18 protein-coding genes are annotated in these 20,702 nt (G+C 46.0%); 14 read left to right on the forward strand and 4 right to left on the reverse strand.

Going from position 1 to position 20,702, the window contains the following annotated elements; genetic code table 11:
- The 5 genes from accC to ICN37_RS07890 are packed head-to-tail and all read left to right on the forward strand — an operon-like array spanning position 1 to position 4,307.
- Positions 1–2,037, forward strand: a complete 2,037-nt coding sequence (accC, locus tag ICN37_RS07870; RefSeq protein WP_255538496.1) for an acetyl-CoA carboxylase biotin carboxylase subunit — start codon at positions 1–3, stop codon at positions 2,035–2,037.
- 14 nt (positions 2,038–2,051) lie between these two features.
- Entirely contained in the window at positions 2,052–2,519 is a 468-nt protein-coding gene (locus ICN37_RS07875; protein WP_215322123.1) for a VOC family protein, read from the forward strand.
- A gap of 32 nt (positions 2,520–2,551) precedes the next feature.
- Complete coding sequence (gene tsaB, locus ICN37_RS07880) at positions 2,552–3,256, forward strand: tRNA (adenosine(37)-N6)-threonylcarbamoyltransferase complex dimerization subunit type 1 TsaB (protein WP_216156395.1); 705 nt, start codon at positions 2,552–2,554, stop codon at positions 3,254–3,256.
- Positions 3,256–3,786 carry a ribosomal protein S18-alanine N-acetyltransferase gene (gene rimI / locus ICN37_RS07885; protein ID WP_215322127.1) on the forward strand — a complete coding sequence of 177 codons (531 nt, stop codon included), beginning with the start codon at positions 3,256–3,258 and terminating at the stop codon, positions 3,784–3,786. The genes tsaB and rimI overlap by 1 nt, the downstream gene beginning before the upstream one ends.
- Positions 3,783–4,307, forward strand: a complete 525-nt coding sequence (locus tag ICN37_RS07890) for a hypothetical protein (RefSeq protein WP_216156398.1) — start codon at positions 3,783–3,785, stop codon at positions 4,305–4,307. The genes rimI and ICN37_RS07890 overlap by 4 nt, the downstream gene beginning before the upstream one ends.
- Before the next feature lie 17 nt (positions 4,308–4,324).
- Here the strand turns inward: ICN37_RS07890 and lplT are convergent, their stop codons facing one another.
- A complete protein-coding gene (gene lplT, locus ICN37_RS07895) occupies positions 4,325–5,644 on the reverse strand; it encodes a lysophospholipid transporter LplT (RefSeq protein WP_216156401.1) in 1,320 nt (439 codons plus the stop codon).
- A gap of 50 nt (positions 5,645–5,694) precedes the next feature.
- Between lplT and alr the strand changes: the two genes are divergently transcribed.
- Positions 5,695–6,810 carry an alanine racemase gene (gene alr / locus ICN37_RS07900; RefSeq protein WP_216860941.1) on the forward strand — a complete coding sequence of 372 codons (1,116 nt, stop codon included), beginning with the start codon at positions 5,695–5,697 and terminating at the stop codon, positions 6,808–6,810.
- 72 nt (positions 6,811–6,882) lie between these two features.
- Here the strand turns inward: alr and ICN37_RS07905 are convergent, their stop codons facing one another.
- Positions 6,883–7,770: an outer membrane protein assembly factor BamD gene (locus ICN37_RS07905; RefSeq protein ID WP_216156404.1), complete on the reverse strand. Its 888-nt coding sequence runs from the start codon at positions 7,768–7,770 to the stop codon at positions 6,883–6,885.
- A 20-nt stretch (positions 7,771–7,790) separates the two neighbouring features.
- On the opposite strand from ICN37_RS07905, the gene ICN37_RS07910 reads away from it, so the two are divergent.
- The 7 genes from ICN37_RS07910 to ICN37_RS07940 all read left to right on the forward strand — a co-directional run bounded on the left by ICN37_RS07910 (position 7,791) and on the right by ICN37_RS07940 (position 15,429).
- Positions 7,791–8,828 (forward strand): RluA family pseudouridine synthase, encoded by a 1,038-nt coding sequence (locus ICN37_RS07910; protein WP_216156406.1) that lies wholly within the window; start codon positions 7,791–7,793, stop codon positions 8,826–8,828.
- Positions 8,828–9,589, forward strand: a complete 762-nt coding sequence (pgeF, locus tag ICN37_RS07915) for a peptidoglycan editing factor PgeF (RefSeq protein ID WP_216156409.1) — start codon at positions 8,828–8,830, stop codon at positions 9,587–9,589. Before ICN37_RS07910 ends, pgeF begins: the two co-directional genes overlap by 1 nt.
- Positions 9,590–9,705: 116 nt before the next feature.
- Complete coding sequence (gene phaC, locus ICN37_RS07920) at positions 9,706–11,340, forward strand: class I poly(R)-hydroxyalkanoic acid synthase (RefSeq protein WP_216156412.1); 1,635 nt, start codon at positions 9,706–9,708, stop codon at positions 11,338–11,340.
- A 32-nt stretch (positions 11,341–11,372) separates the two neighbouring features.
- Positions 11,373–12,113 carry a 3-ketoacyl-ACP reductase gene (locus tag ICN37_RS07925; RefSeq protein ID WP_072582397.1) on the forward strand — a complete coding sequence of 247 codons (741 nt, stop codon included), beginning with the start codon at positions 11,373–11,375 and terminating at the stop codon, positions 12,111–12,113.
- 128 nt (positions 12,114–12,241) lie between these two features.
- On the forward strand, positions 12,242–12,802 hold the full coding sequence (gene phaR / locus ICN37_RS07930) for a polyhydroxyalkanoate synthesis repressor PhaR (RefSeq protein WP_216156415.1): 561 nt from the start codon (positions 12,242–12,244) through the stop codon (positions 12,800–12,802).
- 2 nt (positions 12,803–12,804) lie between these two features.
- Positions 12,805–14,163, forward strand: coding sequence for a 30S ribosomal protein S12 methylthiotransferase RimO (gene rimO / locus ICN37_RS07935; RefSeq protein WP_216156417.1), 1,359 nt, complete (start codon positions 12,805–12,807; stop codon positions 14,161–14,163).
- Positions 14,164–14,244: 81 nt separating this feature from the next.
- Positions 14,245–15,429 (forward strand): acetyl-CoA C-acyltransferase family protein, encoded by a 1,185-nt coding sequence (locus ICN37_RS07940; protein ID WP_216156420.1) that lies wholly within the window; start codon positions 14,245–14,247, stop codon positions 15,427–15,429.
- A 43-nt stretch (positions 15,430–15,472) separates the two neighbouring features.
- On the opposite strand, the gene serB is transcribed toward ICN37_RS07940, so the two are convergent.
- Both serB and mfd read right to left on the reverse strand, forming a co-directional pair.
- Complete coding sequence (gene serB / locus ICN37_RS07945; RefSeq protein WP_216156423.1) at positions 15,473–16,363, reverse strand: phosphoserine phosphatase SerB; 891 nt, start codon at positions 16,361–16,363, stop codon at positions 15,473–15,475.
- Positions 16,364–16,383: 20 nt separating this feature from the next.
- On the reverse strand, positions 16,384–19,926 hold the full coding sequence (gene mfd / locus ICN37_RS07950) for a transcription-repair coupling factor (protein WP_216156426.1): 3,543 nt from the start codon (positions 19,924–19,926) through the stop codon (positions 16,384–16,386).
- A 23-nt stretch (positions 19,927–19,949) separates the two neighbouring features.
- Between mfd and ispD the strand changes: the two genes are divergently transcribed.
- Entirely contained in the window at positions 19,950–20,702 is a 753-nt protein-coding gene (gene ispD, locus ICN37_RS07955; RefSeq protein ID WP_216156429.1) for a 2-C-methyl-D-erythritol 4-phosphate cytidylyltransferase, read from the forward strand.

The raw sequence follows: 20,702 nt of genomic DNA on the forward strand, positions 1-20,702 counted from the left end.
ATGACTACGAAAATGTTTAAGAAAATACTGATTGCTAACCGCGGCGAGATTGCTTGCCGTGTGATGATGACCGCTAAAAAAATGGGCATCAAGACTGTTGCTGTTTATTCTGAGGCAGATAAAGAGGCGCGTCACGTACAACTGGCAGATGAGGCTGTTTGCATTGGACCGGCACCTTCGCGTGAATCTTACTTAGTAATGGACCGCATTATCCAAGCCTGCAAAGATACCGGCGCTGAAGCGGTGCATCCTGGCTACGGCTTCTTATCTGAGAATGAGCAGTTTGCTAAGCGTTGCGAGGAAGAGGGCATTTTCTTTATTGGCCCTAAGCATCAATCCATCGCTGCTATGGGTGACAAGATCGCATCTAAGAAGCTTGCTTTAGAAGCCAAGGTAAATACTATTCCTGGTTATAACGAGGCGATTGACACCACTGAAGAAGCGGTCAAAATTGCTCAAGGTATTGGCTATCCCGTCATGATTAAAGCTTCGGCAGGCGGTGGTGGTAAGGGTTTGCGAGTTGCATTTAATGACAAAGAGGCTGCTGAGGGTTTTGCAGCCTGCAAAACAGAAGCGATGAACAGCTTCGGTGACGATCGTATTTTTATCGAGAAGTTTGTAGAGGGTCCGCGTCATATTGAGATTCAGGTTTTAGGTGACTCCTTTGGCAATGTGGTTTATCTCAATGAGCGCGATTGCTCTATTCAGCGCCGTCATCAAAAGGTGATTGAAGAGGCGCCTTCACCCTTTATTGATCCAGTGACTCGTAAAGCTATGGGCGAACAAGCGGTTGCATTAGCTAAGGCCGTGAACTACCAGTCCGCCGGTACCGTTGAGTTCGTTGTAGGAAAAGATAAGTCTTTCTACTTCCTGGAAATGAATACCCGTTTGCAGGTTGAGCATCCAGTGACCGAAAGTATTACCGGCCTTGACTTGGTCGAGCAGATGATTCGTGTTGCTGCAGGCGAGAAGTTGGAATTCAAGCAAGAAGATGTGAAGTTAGATGGATGGTCGATGGAGTGTCGAATTAATGCTGATGATCCATTCCGCAATTTCCTTCCATCAACTGGCCGCTTAGTGAAGTATCGTCCACCAGAATCTGTTAATGGAGTGCGTGTAGATACCGGTGTGTATGAGGGCGGTGAAATCCCAATGTATTACGATTCAATGATTGCTAAATTGATTGTTCACGGCAAGGATCGTACAGAAGCAATTGAAAAGATGCGCGCAGCATTAAATGATTTCGTGATTCGCGGCATTCATTCCAATATTCCATTTCAGGCGGCCTTATTGCAACACCCTCGCTTTGTAAATGGCGACTTTACAACTGGCTTTATCGCTGAAGAATATCCAGAGGGCTTTAAAAAGGATTCTGTACAGCCCGCTGATCCTAAGCGTTTGGCAGCATTAGCTGCGTTTATGCGCTATCGCTATCTTGAGCATATTAAGATGATTGATGGGCAATTAGCTGGCCATGAAATGATCATTGCAAAGAAATTCGTAGTGGTTACTGGTAAAAAAACCGGCTCCATGAATGATCCGTATGAAGTGCCTATTCGCGTTGAATTGAAAGACGGCATCTATTCTGTATACATCGATGATGCTGATGGTGTGAGCCGTTATGACATTGTGAGTGACTGGCGTCCTGGGCAGATTTGTCTGCACGCAACCATTAACGGTACACATAAGATTACTGCACAAGTAGAGCGTCGTGGCGTTAAGTATCTGTTAATTCTGGATGGCGCCCATTTCGAATGTATGGTTCTGAGCCCTTTGGGCGCAGAGTTACAACGTCGCATGCCTGTCAAGTTACCGCCAGATACTTCTAAATTAGTAATGTCTCCAATGCCAGGCCTATTAACGAAAATTGCTGTCAAGGCAGGTGAAGCGGTTACCGCAGGTCAGAAACTAGCCTCAATTGAAGCGATGAAGATGGAAAATACGCTATCCGCTATGCAAGATGGTGTGGTTGCTGAAATCTGCGCTAAAGAGGGTGATAGCTTGGCGGTGGATCAATTAATTATCCGCTTTGAGTAACCAGGTTAATGACTATGAGCACTAAGCCATTTAAGATTTTAGGTATTCAGCAAATCGCAATAGGCGGCGAAAATAAAGATCGACTCAAGAAGTTGTGGGTTGATATGCTCGGATTTGAATACAAAAGTACTTTTGTCTCTGAGCGTGAAAACGTAGATGAAGATATTTGTGCGATTGGTTCAGGTGCCTATGAGATAGAGGTTGATCTGATGCAGCCATTTGACATCGAAAAGAAACCAGCTGTACATCAGACACCCCTGAACCATATTGGTTTGTGGGTGGATGACCTCCCTAAAGCGGTTGAGTGGCTCTCAGCCAATGGCCTGCGCTTTGCTCCAGGGGGCATCCGCAAGGGTGCTGCAGGCTATGACATTACTTTTGTGCACCCCAAGGGGAATGACGAGTTCCCGATTAGCGGTGAAGGGGTGCTCATTGAGCTGGTTCAAGCGCCTCCTGAGGTGATTGCAGGATTAAGTTCATAATTTGGTTTTGTAATTAGCAAACAGGATTCAAATTGGCAAATATATTGGCCATCGACACCTCTTCAGCGTGGTGTTCGGTGGCTTTATCTTTAGGTGATAAAGCACCAGAGTTCAGGCATGAAGCTGTTTCAGCTGGTGCCAGCCAACTTCTATTGCCCTGGGTTGAGTCGCTGCTAGCTAATGCAAAACTGTCTTTAAAAGATCTTGATGCTATTGCTGTTGGTATTGGTCCCGGCGCATTCACGGGGGTTAGATTGGGTGTGGCTGCAGTTCAAGGCCTGGCAATTTCAAATAATCTTCCGGTCATATCCGTATGTAGCTTAGATGCAATAGCCGCGCAAATTACCAGCGCCGAGATTTATAAAAAGACCAAGCCTCAACGCTTCATGATTGCCATTGATGCACGCATGGAAGAAATTTATTGGGCGAACTATGAGTCTCAAGCTACTCAATTACCAAAACGCGTGAGTGATATTCACCTCACAAAGCCTGAAGTGCTTAACTTTGATGGCTTGCAACTCATAGCTGGTAGCGCTTTAAATGCCTACAGCAATCGTATGCCCCTATTTGATGGTCCAAAGGATGTCGAGATCTCAATCTCTGCATTGGGTGTCTTAGAGTGCGCCAACCAATCGTTTAAAGAAGGTTTGCAGGAAGATGTTCGACTGCTTGAGCCAATGTATGTGCGAAATAAAGTGGCATTTACCACTGCAGAGCGTGAAGGGGGGATGAAATAATGTCTGATATTTCCCCGGCAGGAGGTATTGCAGAGCTCTCGTTCATGCCAATGCAAGTTGTAGACTTAGATGAAGTTCTCAAGATAGAGTCCGTCTCGCACATTCACCCTTGGACAAAAGGTAATTTTTCCGATTCTTTAGCTGCTGGACATTGGGCTTATTGCATTCGTCCGCAAGTAGACCAAATGGTGAAGGGTAGTTATTTGGATCCAGCAGTGCTTTGGGCTTACTGCATCCTTTTTCCCGCGGTAGATGAATTGCACCTTCTCAATATTACGGTCTCGCCTCATTTGCGCAAGCTTGGGCTAGGCCAAAGAATGATGGCTGCGATCGAGGGTGTAGCAGCCCAACAAAAAATGCCCCGAATTATCTTAGAGGTAAGGCCAAGCAATACCGCTGCAATAACGCTCTATCAAAAATTGGGTTACGAGCAAATTGGTGTGCGTAAGAATTACTATCCAGCCAACCTGGAGACTGGATCTCGAGAAGATGCGCTCGTTATGGCCAAATCGATTAAGCTAGAGCCATGACCAATACTCATTCAGCCTTCTTAAAAGAGATGGGCATCACCGAATGGACTTCTCGGGATGTCATACAGGAGACAGCCTCAGTAACCGAGCAGACTAACGCTCAAGCCTCTCCTGAGCTTGCACAGTCAACTCCAAGAGTTTGCTATGGAATGTGGTGGTTTTTTGGTAGTGAACCACAGGGGGATGCTCAAATCTTATTTCAAAATATGATTCGTGTTTTGGGACTGGCTAAAAATGAGTGGGCTTGGAAAAATCCAGGGCATAGTCTGAGTCAGTTGAGTGCCCCTGAGATGCCTGTTATAGCAATTGCCTTCGGTGGGCCTGCTGCCCAAAAAATCACTGGTGAAAGAGATCCATTACCGCAGTTGCGTGAAACAGTTTTAGCTTTAAATACTGGCAATGAAGAAGAGATTCCAGTAATTGCTTCATTTGAACTCAATCAAGTACTTGCAAAACCAAATGATAAGGCATTGCTCTGGCAGGATATGTTGTTAGCGAGATCTGTGCTGCAAAACAGTTGATCTAAGCGTATGCAAGTCTATTGCTTGTGTTCGCCGATCAGATGCATGGAGTCATACTCCGCTTGATTTCTGGCGTGGCGTTTAATCACTAGCCACATTATTAGGCTAACAATCAAACCAAATCCGATAATCACAAATTGAACTGGTATATCCAGCCAGATCAGCAGAGAATAAATTAACAACATCACCAAAACAGAGATGTTCTCGTTAAAGTTCTGTACTGCAATGGAGTGGCCTGCAGACATCAGGACGTGACCACGATGCTGCAACAAGGCGTTCATTGGCACTACAAAGTAGCCCGCCAACCAACCTACTAGTATTAATAAAAAATAAGCAGGCAATAAGTTCAGAGATATCTGCAACTTGCCCATTGTAAGGATGCTTATATTGGGAAGCATATCTGAGTTATAGACTGCCATGACGCAGACCACTAGGCCCATAGCAATGCCATAGGGCAGTACCTTTAGGGATTTACGAAGTGGAATACGCCAAGCTGCATATACAGCACCACCGGCAACGCCTACAGCGGAAATGGCTTGCAAAATAGCCCCCTGGGATAGGTTCATATGCAAAGCCACTTGCGCCCACTTAATGACAATAAATTGCAGAGTTGCACCAGCACCCCAAAACAAGGTTGTTACTGCTAGGGAGATTTGACCTAAGCGATCATTCCAGAGTGTCTTAAAGCAAATGGCAAAGTCTTTGACCAATTCAATGGGATTGGTTTTCTGAGAAACGTATCGTGCGCCGGTATCGGGAATCCTTAAGTTAATGAGTGCGGCAACGACATAAATCATCATGATGATCAGAATTGCCGACTCAGCTGGCGTATCAATGCCAGTATCAAATGTAGGCATGTCAAGGGCTAAAAGACTTTGAGATACGGTGCTACTAATGAGAACGCCACCCAAAACGGTGCCCATAATGATTGAGCCCACCGTTAAACCTTCGATCCAACCATTGGCAGCAACTAATTTTTCAGGTGGCAGAAGTTCGGTCAGAATCCCATATTTAGCTGGTGAGTAAGCGGCGGCACCTAGGCCAACGATGGCGTAGGCCATTAAAGGATGGCTACCGAACAACATGGTCACGCAGCCAACAAACTTAATAGTATTGGTGATGAACATGACATTGCCCTTGGGGCGGGAGTCTGCAAAGGCACCTACAAAGGCGGCCAGAAGAACGTAGGACAATACAAAGAACAATTTGAGCAGCGGCGTCATCCAGGCCGGAGCTTGAAGCTGGGCCAAGAGCGCAATAGCGGCAATTAGGAGAGCATTATCGGCAAGCGACGAAAAAAATTGCGCCGCCATAATGATGTAAAAGCTACGGTTCATTCGTACAATCTAGTCATTACTGCAATTAAAGCATGAAAGGAGGGGTGAAAATGGGTGATTCAGCTAACGGCCTGATTAATAGACCAATTTTGGCATCTATTGATATTGCCGCCTTTCAGCATAATTTAAACCGAGTTCGGGAATTGGCGCCAGAATCCAAAATTTGGTCTGTTATTAAAGCCCGAGCCTATGGCCATTGTTTTGAAGCTGCGCTAAAGGGTCTGTCCTCTACCGATGGCTTTGCCTTGTTAGACATACAGGACGCCGCCTGGCTAAGGGAACATGGCTGGCAGGGGCGCATCCTCCTTTTAGAAGGTTTATTTCATGAAAATGAGCTAAGCCGAGCGGAAGATTTAGCGTGTGACCTTGTGGTCCACTGTGATGCTCAAGTAGATTGGCTGGAGCGATTTAAAGGTAAAAACCATAAGCCTTTAAGTGTTTTTCTAAAGATGAATACCGGCATGAATCGCTTAGGATTTAAGCCCGAGGTTTATCGAACTGTTTTCCATCGCTTGCATGCTACTGGTTATCACATGCATCACATGACCCATTTTGCCAATGCGGATCAAGTGGATCAGTTACCTTCAGTTGGCGGTCAACAAGAGTTATTTAATGAAACGATTGCTGGTTTAAAGGGTGCGACATCGCTAGCAAACTCTGCAGCTATTTTGTGGCATCGCCACGCCTTAGGCGATTGGGTACGCCCAGGCATCATGCTCTACGGCGCATCACCAACAGGACTGCATGCTGATATTGAGCATGCCAACCTCAGAGCGGTCATGCAACTTCATAGTGAAATTATCGATATTCAAGATCTTCAAAAAGGTGATCGCATTGGTTATGGTGGTCGTTATGAAGCGCCTCATGCAATGCGTGTTGGCATTGTGGCTTGCGGCTATGCTGATGGGTATCCACGTCATGCTAAAGATGGCACGCCAGTTTGGGTTGGCAATCGTAATCATGGGATCATTTGCCCTCTGGTTGGAAGAGTCTCTATGGATATGCTGGCGATTGATTTAAGCAATGCGCCAAATGCAGGCATCGGTAGCGTAGTTCAACTCTGGGGTGACAAAGTTCCAGTCGATGATGTGGCGCAAATGAGTGGAACCATTGGTTATGAGTTGCTTTGTGCTTTGGCGCCTAGGGTTCCTGTTGAGATCCAGTAGATAAAGAAAATGCCAAGCCAGTAAATAAAAAATCCTCCACAGCGGAGGATTTTTGTTGATATTGAAACAATCTTACTTATTCCAGAACTGCCACCATCTGCGTTCTTTTTGAACACGTTGACCGGTGATCATCATTTGACTGTCTGGGAAGTTTAATTTGAAGACGCGGGCTGAATCATTGCTGAGATCGACCATACCAAGCTTCTCATAAGACTTAGTGAGTATGTAGAGCGCTTCTTCAACTGCAGGTGCGCGATCGTAATCACGTATAACTAGCTGAGCGCGATTGGCTGCGGCCAGATAGGCACCACGTTGATAATAAAAGCGCGCAACAATCACATCCGCCTCAGCAAGAGAATTCACTATATAGCGCATGCGATCTAATGCATCTGGAGCGTACTTGCTGTCTGGGAAGCGTTCCACTACTACCTTGAATGACTCAAAGGCCTCTTTTGCGGCTTTAGGATCGCGCTCACTGAGATCCTGGCCAGTGAACTTACCAAGCCATCCCAAGTCATCATTAAAAGTAATGAGACCTTTCAAGTAATAAGCGTAATCTAGACTTTCGCTACCTTGATGTAATTTAATAAAGCGATCAATCGCAACCAGTGCTTGAGTTTGTTCTTGCGCTTTCCAGTAGCAATAAGCAGAGTTAATTTGTGCTTGTTGTGAATAGGGACCGAAAGGAAAGCGTGCCTCTAATTTTTCAAAGTACTTGCCGCACTTAGCAAAGTCAGCATCATTGAGTTTGTCAGTGGCTTCAGAATAGAGTTTTGCCTCTGACCAGATGTCTGTGTCATCTTTGCTGCCATCGCTACCTGCGCATCCACCCAAAAGCATTAATGCGAACACGAAGGCTAAAAGCAGGGCAAAAGGAGTGCCACTTATATGGAAGCTCTTTTTTTGTGAGGAAGAATTCCCAGCAAGCCTTAAACTGGCGTCTGATATTACGTCGGACATAACTGAAAGGCTCTCTAAGCGTGGCATTGCCGCAAACTCCTGAATCGAATCCCATTGATTATATCGATGATGAGGATTTCATCTCCCTAGATATCCCTTTGGAGATGGCTGGCGAGCGCTTGGACAAGGTGCTAGCAGGGTCTTTGCCTGATTATTCACGTAATCGCCTTAAGGCTTGGGTTGAAGCTGGCGCCGTTATGGTCGATGGAAAGGTTACTAAAGCCCGTTATTTGCTCCATGGCGGCGAGAGTGTTAAGGTTTTCCCACAGGAAATGCCCGAGCAGTTTGCCTTCAACCCTGAAGATATTCCCCTGGATGTGGTCTACGAGGATGAGGACATCATTGTGGTCAATAAGCCGCCTGGCCTCGTGGTACACCCAGCAGCGGGAAATTGGTCCGGAACCCTGTTAAATGGCCTCTTATTTTATTATCCTGAGCTCAAATCGCTCCCCAGGGCGGGAATAGTGCATCGCCTGGATAAGGACACTTCAGGCCTCATGGTCGTGGCGAGAACATCTCAAGCCCAAACCTCCCTAGTACGTCAACTTCAAGAAAGAACGGTGGGACGTCGCTATTTGGCTTGGGTGTGGGGTGATGCCCCCAGTCAAGGCAAAGTCCTGGCTTCGGTTGGGCGTGATCAGCGAGATCGCCTAAAGATGTCCGCAGGCAGTCCCCAAGGAAAACCAGCAGCTACTTTATTTCGACGCTTAGCCAAGGGTTTGGTTGGAGAGGCTGCTGTCACATTGTTAGAGTGTCGCCTGGAAACAGGGCGCACGCATCAGATTCGTGTTCATCTTGAATCACTCGGTTTTCCATTGGTGGGCGACCCGGTCTACCGCAAAAAGGTTCCGGGTGTAGCTAAAAATCTGTCATTTAATCGCCAGGCCTTACATGCCTTTGCTTTAAGTCTTCAACATCCGGTGAAACATGAGTTGATGACTTGGTTCCGCTTGCCACCACAGGATTTATTGGACTTATTACCGCAAGTTGGAATGAGTGACGAAGTTCTTCCGAAAGAATCTGTTGTGTTGGCCTCTATTGAAAATGAGGCACGCTGATGAGATTGGTTGCTCCTCAATGGCCCGCCCCAAAGTCGGTGCGCACAGCAGTCAGCACAAGGTTAGGCGGGGTAAGTCAAGCTCCATATGATTCTCTAAATCTGGGCGATCATGTGGGCGACCGCGTTGAAGATGTTTTGGCCAATAGAGCTATTTTTACTAAAGACATGCCGGGTGAGCCTATCTGGTTAAAGCAGACTAACCAAACAACAGTAAGCACTCCGAAAAGTCGAGACTTAAACCGGGGGCTGGCAATTGAGGCTGATGCCTCGGTTACTAATGCTCTTGAAGAGGTCTTGGTCATCATGACGGCAGACTGCTTGCCAGTGTTATTTACTAACTCCAAAGGGACTGCCGTTGGTGCTGCACATGCTGGCTGGAGGGGTCTTTGTGCTGGAATTCTGGAAAATACGATTACTGAGTTGCTCAAAATTTCTGATGGATCCACTGCGGCAGACTTCATGGCTTGGCTAGGACCAGCAATTGGACCTGAATCATTTGAGGTTGGAGAGGATGTTGTGAAGTCATTTCAAGACTCCGGCCCTCCTGTTCCAAAGAATGCATTCACTGAAATATCCCATAAACCTGGAAAGTTTCTGGCGGATATCTACATGCTGGCTCGAGCGCGTTTAGAGGCTTGCGGCATAAAAATGATTTTCGGTGGCGAATACTGCACTGTTCGAGATCAGCAGCAGTTTTTCTCTTATCGTCGTGATGGTGAGACTGGAAGATTTGCCTCAGCTATCTGGATTGAAAAATAGCTTGTGCACAAAAGCATGCGGGTTAGTACTAGCCCGTGCACCAAGCTAGGGTTATTGCGTATAACTCTATAGTGCTTAAGGGCGGAGAATGTCTCTAATTAATTGAAGAGACTACTATGTTTGCAGGCATGAATACTGGTGCAACACCATCTTTGGCACCGCATCATATGGCGCTAATTCCGCCAGAGCGTTTATCTGAAATCCAAAAAGAATATTTCACTGAATTAGCGCACATTGCAACCAATCCTGAAGCGATTGAGGTTAAAGATCGTCGTTTTGCAGGTAAGGCCTGGCACTCATCCTGGAGCAAAGTCATTGCTGCTACTTATTTACTTAATTCCAAGCATCTCATGGAGTTAGCAAAAGCAGTTGAGACGGACGAAAAGTCAAAGCAGAAAATATTATTTACTACTGAGCAAATGATTGATGCTTTGTCACCATCTAACTTTATTGCCACCAATCCAGAGGTATTAGAAAGCATTATTAGCTCCCAAGGACAATCAATTCAAAAAGGGATTGTTAATTTATTGGGGGATATGAAAAAAGGTAAGGTCTCTCAAACAGATGAATCTGCTTTTGAAGTGGGAAAAAATATTGCCACTACAGAGGGTCATGTGGTGTTTCGTAATGAGTTATTCGAGTTAATTCAATACACGCCATTAACAGAACAAGTATTTGAACGCCCTTATTTAATGGTGCCACCGTGCATCAATAAGTATTACATTCTCGATTTACAGCCTGATAACTCTGTAGTGCGTCACATGGTTAGCCAAGGCCATACCGTGTTTTTGGTTTCTTGGAAGAACCCAGATGCTTCCATGGCAGAAGTAAGTTGGGATGATTACGTAGGCAAGGGTGTTATCAAGGCAATTGAAGTCGTAAAAGAAATCGGCGATATCAAGCAAATTAATATTTTAGGATTTTGTGTTGGCGGGACCTTAACCAGCTCTGCGTTGGCTGTCCTGGCAGCCCGAGACGAGCACCCAGCAGCAAGCTTGACGCTCCTAACCACCTTATTGGATTTCACGGATACCGGAATTCTGGATGTCTTTATCGATGAAGGCATGGTGGAGATGCGCGAGAACTCTATTGGCGGTAAGGGCGGTAAGTACGGCATGATGTCAGGCCTCGATTTAGGCAATACCTTTTCATTCTTGCGTCCGAATGATTTGGTATGGAACTACGTAGTGGAGAACTACCTCAAAGGTAATTCACCCCCACCATTTGATTTGTTGTATTGGAATGGCGACTCTACCAATCTTCCTGGCGCAATGTACTGCTGGTACCTTCGACATACCTACTTGCAGAATGATTTAGTGAAGCCCGGTAAAGTAAAAATTTGCGGTGAAAAAGTGGATCTCGGAAAAATCAATTGCCCCGCATATTTATATGCATCCCAAGAAGATCACATTGTTCCTTGGAGGTCTGCTTACGAATCGACTCATCTTCTGAAAGGTAAAAATCGTTTCGTATTAGGCGCTTCTGGACATATTGCGGGTGTGATCAATCCTCCGGCTAAAAATAAGCGTTATTACTTTGAAAATAACAAGATTGCTCCAACAGCCCAGGATTGGCTAGAGGGGGCAAAACAAATTCCAGGAAGTTGGTGGCCTGATTACACCAAATGGCTTGCGCAATTTGGCGGTGAAATGAAACCAGCAGGTACTACTTTTGGAAATGCTAAGTACAAAAAAATGCAAGCGGCACCTGGCGTGTATGTAAAAGAAAAAGCAACGCCAGAACTCAATTAATAATTAACGAAGGTTTTAAAAAGGGGAAAGTAATGTCTCAAAAAGTCGCATATGTAACTGGTGGTATGGGTGGTATTGGTACCGCTATCTGCCAACGTTTAGCTAAAGATGGCTTTAAAGTGATCGCAGGCTGTGGTCCAAATTCTCCGCGTAAAGATCGCTGGATTGGTGAGCAAAAAGCCTTGGGCTATGATTTTATTGCTTCCGAAGGTAATGTTTCCGATTGGGATAGTACGGTCGCTGCCTTTGAGAAGGTTAAGGCTGAAGTAGGTCGTGTAGACGTATTGGTAAATAATGCCGGCATTACCCGTGACAGCGTTTTCCGCAAAATGACCCCAGACGCATGGAAAGCTGTGATTGATACCAACCTGAATTCCTTGTTTAACGTTACCAAACAAGTGATTGATGGCATGGTTGAAAATAACTGGGGCCGGATTATTAATATTTCCTCTGTCAATGGTCAAAAGGGCCAGTTTGGTCAGGCGAACTATTCCACTGCAAAGGCAGGCCTGCACGGCTTTACTATGGCCCTAGCTCAAGAAGTTGCCACTAAGGGCGTTACTGTAAATACGGTGTCCCCTGGTTATATCGGCACTGATATGGTTAAAGCTATCCGCGAAGATGTCCTTGAGAAGATTGTTTCTGGCATTCCAGTCAAGCGTTTGGGCACTCCTGAAGAGATTGCCTCTATCTGCTGCTGGATAGCTTCTGAAGATGGTGGCTATGCTACTGGTGCAGACTTCTCCTTAAACGGCGGTATCCACACTGGTTAATATTGCACTGCAACAATTAATTCAGTATTTGTAGTACGTGCAGTACGCAACACAGCATATTTACCTTTTGGTCAACTTAAGGCTAAACTACGCTGATGTTGCGATGCAGTAAATAGTAAGGAAAATACATGGTTACCCGCGCTAAACGAGCTGGCGAAGATCGGCTCATTAAGAAGTATCCGAATCGTCGTCTCTACGACACCCAGACAAGTACATACGTCACGCTATCTGACATCAAAAACTTGGTTATGGCTAATGAAGTATTTAAAGTAGTTGATGCCAAAACTGAAGAAGATTTAACGCGCAATATATTGCTGCAAATTATTCTTGAGGAAGAGGCTGGTGGCGCACCAGTATTTTCATCACAAATGCTTTCGCAAATCATTCGCTTTTATGGAAACTCCATGCAGGGTTTGATGGGTAACTATCTTGAGAAGACCATGCAATCATTTGTGGACATTCACAATAAGCTTGGCGATCAAACGAAGGGTCTCAGTGCTGGCAGTACACCAGAGGCATGGTCACAAATGATGAATCTCCAAAACCCGCTGATGCAAGGCTTGATGGGTAACTACATGGAGCAAAGTAAAGATCTCTTTATCAAAATGCAAGAACAGGTGCAGGGTTCTCAAAATATTTTTGGAAACTTTCCATTTACCCCTCAGCCCAATAAAACTGAAAAAGAATAGTTGTGGCTGGGAAAATTGGATTTGTATCCTTAGGATGCCCTAAGGCGCTTGTAGACTCTGAACTAATCCTGACGCAATTGAGTGCTGAGGGATATGAGACTGCCAAGGATTATTCTGGCGCTGATCTTGTAGTTGTGAACACCTGTGGCTTTATCGACTCCGCCGTGGAAGAAAGTCTTTCTGCTATTGGTGAGGCGCTCGCTGAAAATGGCAAAGTCATTGTGACTGGTTGTCTGGGTGCGAGAAAAAATGCTGACGGTAGCGACCTCATTTCAAGCATTCACCCCAAAGTCCTCGCCGTTACAGGCCCTCATGCTACCGACGAGGTAATGCAAGCCATTCATTTGCATCTGCCTAAGCCGCATGATCCCTTCACGGATTTAGTTCCCCCGGCTGGTGTCAAGCTCACCCCTAAGCATTACGCCTATCTCAAAATTAGTGAAGGCTGTAACCATCGCTGCACTTTCTGCATCATTCCCAATATGCGTGGTGATTTGGTTTCACGGCCGATTGGTGAGGTGTTGCTTGAAGCAAAAAGATTATTTGAGTCTGGCGTAAAAGAGTTGCTAGTTGTTTCTCAGGATACAAGTGCCTATGGTGTTGATATTCAATATCGCACTGGCTTTTGGGATGGCAAACCAGTCAAAACCAAAATGTTTGATTTGGTCAATTCGTTAAATCAAATTGCGCGTGAACATCAGGCCTGGGTCAGATTGCATTACGTTTATCCATATCCACATGTGGATGATGTTTTGCCTTTGATGGCGGAGTTCTCAGAGCATGGTTATGGTGTTCTTCCGTATTTAGATATTCCACTGCAGCATTCGCACCCAGATGTCCTCAAGCGCATGAAGCGTCCTGCGAGTGGTGAGAAGAACTTGGAGCGTATCTTGGCGTGGCGCGAAGCTTGTCCTGATTTGGTTATTCGCAGTACCTTTATTGCAGGCTTCCCTGGAGAGACCGAAGAGGAGTTTGAACACCTTCTTAATTTCTTGGATGAGGCGCAAATTGATCGGGCCGGTTGTTTTGCCTACTCTCCTGTTGATGGCGCTACTGCAAACCAATTAGATAATCCAGTTCCTGCTGAATTACGAGAAGAGCGGCGCGCTAGGTTTATGGCTAAAGCCGAAGATATTTCCATCAAACGGCTTGCTAAAAAAATAGGCAAACGCATTCAGGTCATCATTGATCGGGTAGATGAATCTGGCGGAATTGGCAGAACCATTGGCGATGCCCCAGAAATTGATGGTCTAGTGAGGGTTTTGCCCCCTAGCAAGCCTTCTAAGCGCTATCGTGCCGGTGAAATCATCAAGGCTACTGTGATTAGCTCCCAAGGGCATGACCTAATAGCCGAAACTTGACGAATGCAATAAAACTGATAGTAGGATTACTTACTTAGTACAAAGTCAGCCCAACAATTGGGCTTAGCAAAGGGGATTGATATGAGTCGTGATGTCGTTGTCTTAAGTGCAGTTCGCTCCGCAATTGGTACATTTAACGGTGCTCTGAGTAGTTTTGAGCCTTCCGAGCTCGGCGGTATCGTGATGAAAGAGGCGGTAGCACGTTCAGGCGTAGATCCTGCTTTGATTAATTACATTACTGTGGGCAACACCATTCCTACAGATAGCCGCTATGGTTATGTAGCACGGGTTGCATCTATCCAGGCTGGCCTGCCAATGGAATCAGTGGCAATGGCATTAAATCGTTTGTGTAGCTCTGGCTTGCAAGCAATCGTTACAACTGCACAGCAAATTATGTTGGGTGATTGTGACTATGGTGTTGGCGGTGGCGTTGAAGTTATGTCCCGCGGCATGTATGGCTCTCCAGCGATGCGAAGTGGTGCACGCATGGGCGATACCAAAATGATCGACTTGATGGTTGGTATTTTGACTGACCCATTTGGTGTTGGTCATATGGGCGTTACAGCAGAAAATCTCGTTGAAAAATGGAAGTTAACACGTGATGAGCAAGATGCTCTAGCCATGGAATCTCATCGTCGTGCTGCCAATGCAATTAAAGAAGGTCGCTTTAAATCTCAGATCGTGCCAATCACTATTAAAACTCGTAAGGGTGATGTAGTGTTTGATACCGATGAGCATGTGAAGCCTGAAACTACGATGGAAACGCTTGCCAAGATGAAGGCAGTGTTCAAAAAAGAGGGTGGTTCCGTAACGGCTGGTAATGCATCGGGTATTAATGATGGTGCCGCATTCTTTGTATTGGCTGATGCTGAAACTGCAAAGAAAGCTGGTCATAAGCCTATCGCTCGCTTGGTGTCTTATGCAGTTGCTGGTGTTCCAAACCACATCATGGGTGAAGGCCCAATTCCTGCAACCAAAATTGCGCTTGAACGTGCTGGCTTGAAATTAGATCAAATGGATGTCATTGAATCTAATGAAGCCTTCGCAGCACAAGCTTTAGCGGTTACCAAGGGCTTAGGTTTAGATCCAGCCAAGACTAACGTCAACGGTGGTGCAATCGCTTTGGGTCACCCAATTGGCTGTTCTGGCGCTGCGATTGCTACTAAGGCAATCCATGAGTTACACCGCGTTCAAGGTAAATATGCTTTGGTAACAATGTGTATTGGTGGTGGACAAGGTATTGCTACTATTTTTGAACGCCTGTAAGAGCAACGCGCGCAACAATTACCCTGATCTCTTGGGTAAAAGCTTAAGAGATCAGTAGTAAAGCAGCATCTAAGCCGACTCGGTCAAAAGCCGCGTCGGCTTTTTCTTTGACAACAGGCTTTGCTTGGTAAGCAACGCTGATGCCTGAGCCATTCATCATTATCAGATCATTGGCACCATCACCCATGGTGATGGCATTTGCTTTTGTGCAGCCAAGGCGAGCACAAGCTTCGTCTAGATGAGCGGCCTTCGCTGCGCCATCGACAATGTCGCCAAGAACCTTGCCGGTAAGATTGCCATCGATGATTTCTAGCGTATTCGCCTGAGTTTGCTTGAAGCCAAGCTCTTGACGTAATTTTTCAGTAAAGAAAGTAAAGCCGCCTGAGACAAGCAGGGTGTACAAACCACGTTCATGAGCCCCGGATAAAAGTTCTGCTGCTCCCGGGTTGGGTCGTAAGCGCTCTCGATAAACAGATTCGAGTGCATCAGCATGTACACCTTCTAAAAGTGCAACACGCCTTCTCAGGCTTTCTTTAAAGTCTTTGATTTCACCACGCATAGTAGCTTCAGTAATTTCAGATACAGCGGACTTCTTGCCTGTGAAATCAGCAATTTCATCAATGCATTCAATATTAATCAGCGTTGAATCCATATCCATTGCTAGTACGCGGATATCTTGTGGCAAGAGATCTGGCTTTAGAAAGCACAGGTCGGTATTAAACCTTGCTGCGATAGTTCGCAGATGCTCCCGTTGTACTGTATCCAGATGGGCGCTTGATGCAAAACGCTCAGAGTAGTAGCTACCATTACTGATTTGACCGCCGTTAGAGTGCAATGAAATGCCAAACTTTAAGGCCTGATCTTTTAATGAAAATACAAGCTTATCGGCAATCGGTTCTCTAGATAACGTTACAAGGGCTTGGTGTTTGGGCATGGCTTAATCATATCGGATTGTTAGCTTACTTTTGCAGAGCTCAACACTGCGGAATCGTTGAGGCGTCGCAAGATATTGCGTATAGCGTCAAGGCGTTGTTCTAGCTTCTCGAATTCACGGTCTTTTTGAGGAAGCACCTTAAGCTTATCTTGGCCATTAAGTTGAATATGCTTAGAGGACTGGATAAGCTGAATAATCTTCATTGGGTCAATCGGCGGATTTGGGATAAATTGAATCTGAATCGAGGTAGGTGTTGCATCAATCTTTTTAATGCCAAAACCAGTCATCTCTAAGCGTAGACGATGAGTTTCATAAAAGGATTTTGCCTGATCGGGAAGGTCGCCGAAACGATCAACCAGTTCTTCACGCAATCCCATGAGCTCAGAAAAGTCGTTTGTACCTGCAAAACGCTTATAAAGCGATAGGCGCTCATGAACATCAGGGCAGTACTCTTCTGGGAATAAGGCAGGAACGCCAAGATTTACATCGGTGGTTGCTTGCAATGGTGAAAGTAAATCAGGCTCCTTTCCACTGCGAAGGGACTTAACAGCACGATTGAGCATCTCGGTATACAGCTGGAAGCCAATCTCATGAATTTCACCGGATTGTTTGTCGCCTAGGACCTCACCAGCACCCCGAATTTCTAGATCATGCATAGCTAAATAGAAGCCAGAGCCCAGCTCTTCCATGGCTTGAATGGCATTAAGACGCAACTGCGCTTGCTTACTGAGTGCCTCAGGATCTGGCACTAGTAAATAAGCATAGGCTTGGTGATGTGAGCGACCTACACGGCCACGCAGTTGGTGTAATTGAGCTAAACCAAACTTATCGGCGCGGTGCATGATGATGGTGTTAGCTGTGGGTACGTCAATGCCAGTCTCAATAATCGTGGTACACAGCAAAATATTGGTACGCTGGGTAACAAATTCACGCATGACAGATTCCAGCTCGCGTTCATGCATCTGTCCGTGCGCAACACTAATACGTGCCTCCGGAATCAGCTCTTGTAAAGCATGCTTGCGATTCTGAATCGTTTCAACTTCGTTATGCAGGAAGTAGACCTGGCCGCCACGTTTAATTTCACGAAGCACGGCCTCACGAATAACGCCATCTCCCTCTCGACGAACAAAGGTCTTAATTGCCAAACGTTTCTGAGGGGCAGTGGCAATAATAGAGAACTCACGTAATCCTTCCATAGCCATGCCCAAGGTTCTTGGGATGGGCGTAGCAGTTAGCGTCAGAATATCGACTTCAGCACGCAATGCCTTAAGAGCATCTTTTTGCCGTACTCCAAAGCGATGCTCCTCGTCCACAATCACTAGGCCAAGATTGGCAAATTGCGTCTCCTTGGAAAGTAACTTATGTGTGCCAATAATGATGTCTGCATCACCTTTGGCAATGGCCTCTAGGGCTGCATTAATTTCCTTGGTTGTTTTAAAGCGTGACAATTCAACAATGCGGACCGGCCAATCGGCAAATCGATCTTTCCAGGTAGCCACATGTTGCTCAGCTAGTAGGGTGGTTGGCGCCAAAATGGCGACTTGTTTGCCGCCCATGACTGCAACAAAGCTTGCTCGGAGCGCTACTTCGGTCTTCCCAAAGCCAACATCTCCGCAGACTAAGCGGTCCATTGGCGTGCCGCTCGTCATATCACCAATAACGGCTGCAATAGCATTGGCTTGGTCTGGAGTTTCTTCAAAGCCAAAGCTTTCTGCAAAAGCAGCATAGTCATGGGCTGAGAATTCAAAAGCATGACCCTTGCGTATCGCTCTAGCCGCATATAGACCTAATAGCTCTGCTGCGGTATCTCGAATTTGTTGGGCGGCCTTGCGTTTGGCCTTATCCCATTGGCCCGAACCTAATTGATGCAGTGGTGCTGAATCGGGGTCAGAACCTGCATAACGTGTGACCATCTGTAATTGCTGAACAGGAACATACAAAGTTGCCTGTCCTGAATATTGCAAATGCAAGAACTCTTCAAAAATTGGCGCCTCTTTAGGCGTAGCTAAATTCAGAAGTACTAAACCCTGATAGCGACCAATGCCATGTTCAGCATGAACTACGGGATCGCCGATCTTTAGTTCAGACAGATCCTTAAAGAGCATGTCAGGATCAGCATTCTCATTGCTTTTACCTTTACGCCTCTGTCGTGCTGTTGTAGTAAATAACTCTGCCTCGGTAATAACCAGGAGATTTTCAGCTGGCCATGAAAATCCATTAAAGAGCGGTGCAGTGACCAATCCAAATAATGATTCGCTTTTAATAAACTCGGCAATACTTTCAAAGCTCTCTGGCTTTAGCGGATAGAGCGGTTTGCCGTCGAATCCGGCAATCGAATTACTCTCATCAAAGAGTTGTCGAATTGATTCTTTACGTCCTGCACTGTCGCTACAAACTAATACACGAACCTTTTCAGATGACACTACTTTGCGTAGAAGGTTGATCGGATCAGTATCGCGACGATGCACGGCAATATCCGGTACCGCTAGGAATTGACTTTTCTCAGCGCCGTCCTTCTCAAGCGTTAGTCGTGCATACGATTTAGAGGTAGTGAAAAATTTGTCGACATCAAGAAATAATTCTTTTGGAGGGAGAATGGGGCGATCAAGATCGTGTTTGAGGAACTCATAACGAGAAAGCGTGTCCTTCCAAAACCCTTTGATGGTTTCTTCAACATCACCAATGCTGACAAGCCATACAGGATCACCTGAGCGTGGAAAGTAATCAAAAAGGTTGGATTTCTCTTCAAAGAAGAGGGGTAGGTAGGATTCAATACCTGCACTAGGTATGCCTAGGTTGGCATCTTTGTAAATAGAGCAGCGACTCGGATCACCCTCAAATACTTCTCTCCAGCGACCTCTAAAAGCGGTTCGTGAAGCATCATCAAATGGAAATTCATGGCCAGGAAGTAGACGGACTTCCTTGACGGGGTAAAGGCTTCGTTGCGTATCCGGATCAAATGCCCGAATCTGTTCAATTTCATCACCAAAGAGATCCAATCGATATGGCAGATTCGATCCCATTGGAAATAAATCAAATAAACCACCCCGAATACTATATTCACCGGGACGCATTACAGCGCTCACAGGATCATAGCCAGCTTGTTGCAGTTGCAGCTTTAGTGCAGCTTCATTCAGTCTGTCACCTTGCCGAAAGAAAAAAGTATGGCCAGATAAAAAGTTCGGCGGACCCAATCTTTGCAAAGCAGTTGTCACTGGAACTAAAACAATATCGCAACTACCATTCAGTAATTCATACAGAGTGGCAAGCCGTTCAGAAACCAAATCTTGATGTGGTGAAAAATGGTCATAAGGAAGAATTTCCCAATCAGGCAAAAGCCGGGTTTTTAGCTGCGGAGCAAAAGCGGGGATTTCTTCCAGAAGCCTCTGGGCTTCCTGGGCTTGAGCGCAAAAAATGACCATCACTGAAAACTGATCACGGTAGCGCAGGGCGGTTTGAGCGATTAAAGCGGCATCTGCCGAGCCCACCAGCCCTGAAAAGGTAAAGCGCTGCCCAGCCCGCGGAGCAGGTATAGGGGGTGCTAGATTTAATGCATCAGACATCTGCGCTCATTATAGAATCAGGTATGCACCCTGGAAATCATTCCATTAAGAAATGCCATGCCCTTTTGCCAACAGCAGGTACTGGCTCGCGCCTAGGTGGTGAGTTACCTAAGCAGTTTCAGCAGCTAGCCGGCAAGCCCATGGTCTCTTATGCTCTAGAAGCCTTTAAGGGATCTCCGCTGATCCAGTCTATTTGGATTGGTGTCAGCCCTGGCTTTATCGAGAACCCCATCTTAGGAACTATCGCTAACGCTGGGGCCGATATACATGTTGTAGCAACCGGTGGACCAACTCGACAAGAAACAGTCCGAAATACTCTAGCTGCAATGCTAAAGGCAGGCATTGCTGAGGATGACTGGATACTGGTTCATGATGCAGCTAGACCAGGTATCACCCCGGCATTAATTGAGAAACTCATTCACTCAGTACAGACATCTAATAGTGGTGGCATCCTAGCTGTTCCCTTGGCTGATACTTTAAAACAGGCTGATCTAGATTCGGTGATTGCTGGAAACATCCCGCACTCAGAGAGAACTATTCCACGCGAGCATCTCTGGCAAGCGCAAACGCCACAGATGTTTGGATTAAAACAATTGCATGATGCCCTTCAGGATGCTATCCGCCTTGAAGCTGACGTTACTGATGAGGCTAGCGCAATCGAGTTAACTGGAGCTAAACCTTTATTGATTGAAGGTGCCGCTCGTAACTTTAAGGTTACCCATCCAGCCGATTGGGAGTTAATGCAATTGCTGTTAAGTTCCCGCGCCAAACAATGA

Origin of the sequence: Polynucleobacter sp. P1-05-14, assembly GCF_018881675.1 — a bacterium.
In the GTDB taxonomy this organism is placed as follows: Bacteria; Pseudomonadota; Gammaproteobacteria; order Burkholderiales; family Burkholderiaceae; genus Polynucleobacter.

Coding starts and splice junctions, on each gene's coding strand:
- ICN37_RS07925 (WP_072582397.1), top strand. CDS start 11,373: ATGTCTCAAAAAGTCGCATATGTAACTGGTGGTATGGGTGGTATTGGT.
- alr (WP_216860941.1), top strand. CDS start 5,695: ATGGGTGATTCAGCTAACGGCCTGATTAATAGACCAATTTTGGCATCT.
- lplT (WP_216156401.1), bottom strand. CDS start 5,644: ATGAACCGTAGCTTTTACATCATTATGGCGGCGCAATTTTTTTCGTCG.
- accC (WP_255538496.1), top strand. CDS start 1: ATGACTACGAAAATGTTTAAGAAAATACTGATTGCTAACCGCGGCGAG.
- ICN37_RS07890 (WP_216156398.1), top strand. CDS start 3,783: ATGACCAATACTCATTCAGCCTTCTTAAAAGAGATGGGCATCACCGAA.
- ICN37_RS07905 (WP_216156404.1), bottom strand. CDS start 7,770: ATGTCCGACGTAATATCAGACGCCAGTTTAAGGCTTGCTGGGAATTCT.
- mfd (WP_216156426.1), bottom strand. CDS start 19,926: ATGTCTGATGCATTAAATCTAGCACCCCCTATACCTGCTCCGCGGGCT.
- ICN37_RS07875 (WP_215322123.1), top strand. CDS start 2,052: ATGAGCACTAAGCCATTTAAGATTTTAGGTATTCAGCAAATCGCAATA.
- serB (WP_216156423.1), bottom strand. CDS start 16,363: ATGCCCAAACACCAAGCCCTTGTAACGTTATCTAGAGAACCGATTGCC.
- ICN37_RS07940 (WP_216156420.1), top strand. CDS start 14,245: ATGAGTCGTGATGTCGTTGTCTTAAGTGCAGTTCGCTCCGCAATTGGT.
- phaC (WP_216156412.1), top strand. CDS start 9,706: ATGTTTGCAGGCATGAATACTGGTGCAACACCATCTTTGGCACCGCAT.
- pgeF (WP_216156409.1), top strand. CDS start 8,828: ATGAGATTGGTTGCTCCTCAATGGCCCGCCCCAAAGTCGGTGCGCACA.
- phaR (WP_216156415.1), top strand. CDS start 12,242: ATGGTTACCCGCGCTAAACGAGCTGGCGAAGATCGGCTCATTAAGAAG.
- rimI (WP_215322127.1), top strand. CDS start 3,256: ATGTCTGATATTTCCCCGGCAGGAGGTATTGCAGAGCTCTCGTTCATG.
- ispD (WP_216156429.1), top strand. CDS start 19,950: ATGCACCCTGGAAATCATTCCATTAAGAAATGCCATGCCCTTTTGCCA.